The following is a 3205-nucleotide window of genomic DNA, read 5'->3' on the forward strand; positions in this document are numbered from 1 at the left end:
GTCGGCGGCCGCGGGTTCACCGGGTGCCGGCGCGATGCGACGCTTGTCCGGCGTCCAGGCGAACGCCAGCGCCCCGCCGACCAGGGCGAGGAGCATGCCGATCAGGAAGCCGCCGAGGTTCGAGGTGAGCCAGGAGGCCAGCCCCAGCACCAGGGTGAGCAGCGCGTAGAAGACCCGCTGCTGCGGGGTGGCGATCAGCAGCACGCCGCAGAGCACCAGGATGGTCGGCACCAGGTACGCGGCCAGTCCCTGCGGCCCGACGTGCAGCAGCACCCCGAGCGGCGCCCGGAGGGTCACCAGCATCTCGGCGCCGCCGAGCGTGATCAGCACCCCGGCGGTGAAGGGGCGGCCGCGACGCCAGCGGCGCCAGCGTCCGCCGGTGGGGCGGACGGCTGGCGCCGTGGCGTGTCGTCCGGCGCTCATGTCAGCACGCTTCGCTGCTGAACGACATGTGCAGGTTGGGCAGGGTGAAGACCGCCGCGGTGGTGGCGTAGTTGTTCTGCCGCAGGTGGGTGATGGTCACCGTGTCGGCCTGCTGCGAGAAGACTCCCGGGTTGCCCCGCACGCCGGGCACCTGGTCGAGCGTGCTGGCGTCCTGCCCGACATTGATGTTGTTGAACGAGGCGTCGCCGGCGACCTCGTCGCCGTCGACGACCAGGGTGCGGGCGGAGACCGGCTTGTCGCCGGTGCCGGCGGTGATCCGCAGGTTGATGCCGCCCAGGCTGATGCTCTGGCAGAGGTTGGTCAGCTTCGCCCGGTCGATCGCGGAGACCATGACCAGCACCTGGCCGCCGGTGTCGCCCTCGTTCGGGCTGTTCTCGATCATGTGGTCGATGGTGGCGAACTGCTCGAAGCCGGTGCCGTCGAGCCGGTCGGCGGTGACCGTGAACGGCATGCCGGAGATGGCGAACTGCGCGCCGAGCGCGCCCTGCGCGGTCAGCGCGATCATGCCGGCCGCGCCCACCGCGACGGTGCCGAAGGTGACGGCGAACCGGCGCCAGCGCACGCCGCTCCGGGGCGGACCCGGTTCGATCGGTGCGAGCTGTTCGGACATGGCGGCTCCTTTTCGAGATCAATTCATCGGCGACGATGCAGGATGGACGGCCGCCGGTGTGGTGGAAGAGATCTGAATTGGCTTCGCGTGGTGCCGCGCCCAGGGCGTTAGGGCGAAGTTACCGCTGGGTAAAGGGCTGGTCAACACCGGGTAGCGGAAGCCGGTGGGCGGCATCTGCGAAATGCGGCCAACGGTGAAAAACCTCTGCGGTTTTCCATCGCCTTAGTCACGGGTGGACGGTCGGCTCGGCGCAGGGCGCCGCGGCGGCCGGGCCGTCTCCCGGGTGCACCGGCCGGGTCGCCCGGGTGGCCGCCTCCGGCCCGAGGAACGGGGCGATGGCCGCGTAGGTGAGCACCGGCAGCAGTGCCGGCAGTTCCTTGATCGGCCCGTCGGCCACGCGGCCACGGATGGTCGCGTGCAGGCCGCCGACCACCGTGGACACCAGCAGGTCCCGGTCCACGTCGTCGGACGCCGGCCCCGGCCCGGCGTCGGCGAAGAACCGACGGAAGTCGGTGAGCAGTGCGTCGCGCTCGCGGCGGGCGTCCGGTCCCGCCGCGTCGACCTCGACCAGGGCCATCCGGGCGAAGGCGGGCACGCTGGCCAGCACCTCGAGCAGGGTGCGCAGGGCGGCCCGGGCGGCGTCCGGCCAGTGTGGTCCGGCGTCCCGGTAGGCGTACTCCATCAGCTGGGACACCACCGCGATGCCGTGCCGGTACGCGGCGAGGAAGGCGTCCTCCTTGCCGGTGAACAGGGCGTAGAAGGCCGGGCGGGTCACCCCGGCCGCCCGGCAGATGTCCGTGACCCGGGCGTTGTCGTAGCCCTTCGTCGCCACCTCCTGCACGAGCCCGTCGAAGAGGCGGTCGCGCTGGGTGGCGGCCACCGCCTCGGCGGAGACCCGGCGCGGCCCGCGCTTGATGGCCCGGTCGGGGTCGCGACCGGGGCGGGCGCCAGGCAGGGGGATCGGCGCCGGTTGCGGGCGGCGCAGGGTGCTCAAGTGATCGACCTCCTTTGATGCATTGACTTTACGACCCTCGGAGGTTTATAAATTCTGCACTCTGAGTTGACGCCCCGTCACGATTGGTGATCTCTTCCCGCGGTCACCCCGAGCTCGTCGAAGGAGGGCCGATGGCTGCCATTATCGCCAACCACGAGCGCCCTCCCAAGGCCGGGAAGGCGCAGGTGACGCGGCCCCGCCGCAGTGCGCCACCCCGGTCCGCGCGCTGACGCGGCGCCCCCTCACCACCGGCCGCCCGCCGACGGGCCGTAAACCGGTGGCACCACCACGCGCCGTCCACCCTGGACGGCACCACCACCCCGCCCGGCCCCCTGCGGCCGGACGGCGACCGCGCCCGGACCCCGTGCGGGCGCGACCCGACATCCCCGTCCCACCACCGGAAGGAAGAACCATGCCCAGGTACGGACGAATCGGCGCGGGCCTCGCCGCCGTGGCGCTGCTGACCAGCCTGATCGGCGCCGCATCGGCCGCCGCCTCCCCGTCCTCCTCGCTCGCCTCCTCCGTGCTGACCTACGGCAGCGTCGGCGGCAGCGCCGTCGCCGTCGGCGACGTCATCCAGGCCGGCCTGGCCAGCGGCACCAGTGCCACCTTCTACTCGACCACCACCGGAACCACCGGCGTGAAGTGCGCGGCGTCCAGCTTCAGCGCCAAGGTGACGAGCAACCCGACGGCGCCGGGGACCGCCACCGAGAGCCTGACCGCGCAGACCTTCTCCAGCTGCACCACGAACGTGGTCGGCACCACCGGGGTCAACAGCATCACCGTGAACAACCTGCCGTACAGCACCTCGGTGACCAGCGCCGGCGCGGTGACCATCTCCGGCTCGATCCAGAGCACGGTCGTGCTGAACACGCTGCTCGGCCCCATCACCTGCGTCTACAAGACGACCAGCCTCACCGGCAGCGCGGTGAACTCCACCAACTCGCTGGTCTTCACCAACCAGGTGCTGACCAAGTCCTCCGGACCCAGCACCTGCTTCACCACGTCCTACTTCAGCGTGCGGTACTCGCCCGTCAAGGACACCACCCAGGGCGGCAGCCCGGTCTACGTGAACTGACGGCCGTCCCGCGCGGGGCCGGCGTCCGGCGGTGCGCCGGGCGCCGGCCCGGTGGACACCGACTACCGCAGCACCGCGT

The 3205-nt window shown here is 71.8% G+C and carries 4 protein-coding genes; 1 reads left to right on the forward strand and 3 read right to left on the reverse strand.

The window, feature by feature from the left end:
• The 3 genes from ACWEVO_RS33455 to ACWEVO_RS33465 all read right to left on the reverse strand — a co-directional run.
• Positions 1-423, reverse strand: a 423-nt coding sequence (locus ACWEVO_RS33455; RefSeq protein ID WP_452311420.1) for a DUF6114 domain-containing protein, incomplete at its 3' end; no start/stop codon positions are given.
• Position 424: 1 nt separating this feature from the next.
• A complete protein-coding gene (locus ACWEVO_RS33460; protein ID WP_452311421.1) occupies positions 425-1054 on the reverse strand; it encodes a DUF6230 family protein in 630 nt (209 codons plus the stop codon).
• A gap of 226 nt (positions 1055-1280) precedes the next feature.
• On the reverse strand, positions 1281-2048 hold the full coding sequence (locus tag ACWEVO_RS33465) for a TetR/AcrR family transcriptional regulator (protein ID WP_452311422.1): 768 nt from the start codon (positions 2046-2048) through the stop codon (positions 1281-1283).
• A 412-nt stretch (positions 2049-2460) separates the two neighbouring features.
• Between ACWEVO_RS33465 and ACWEVO_RS33470 the strand changes: the two genes are divergently transcribed.
• On the forward strand, positions 2461-3126 hold the full coding sequence (locus tag ACWEVO_RS33470; RefSeq protein ID WP_452311423.1) for a Tat pathway signal sequence domain protein: 666 nt from the start codon (positions 2461-2463) through the stop codon (positions 3124-3126).
• The last annotated feature ends 79 nt before the right edge of the window (positions 3127-3205 follow it).

The sequence above is a fragment of the Micromonospora sp. NPDC003776 genome (genome assembly GCF_053605645.1).

What these genes read in the sequence shown, in the direction of transcription:
- ACWEVO_RS33470 (WP_452311423.1), top strand. Translation starts at nt 2,461, where the DNA reads ATGCCCAGGTACGGACGAATCGGCGCGGGCCTCGCCGCCGTGGCGCTG.
- ACWEVO_RS33460 (WP_452311421.1), bottom strand. Translation starts at nt 1,054, where the DNA reads ATGTCCGAACAGCTCGCACCGATCGAACCGGGTCCGCCCCGGAGCGGC.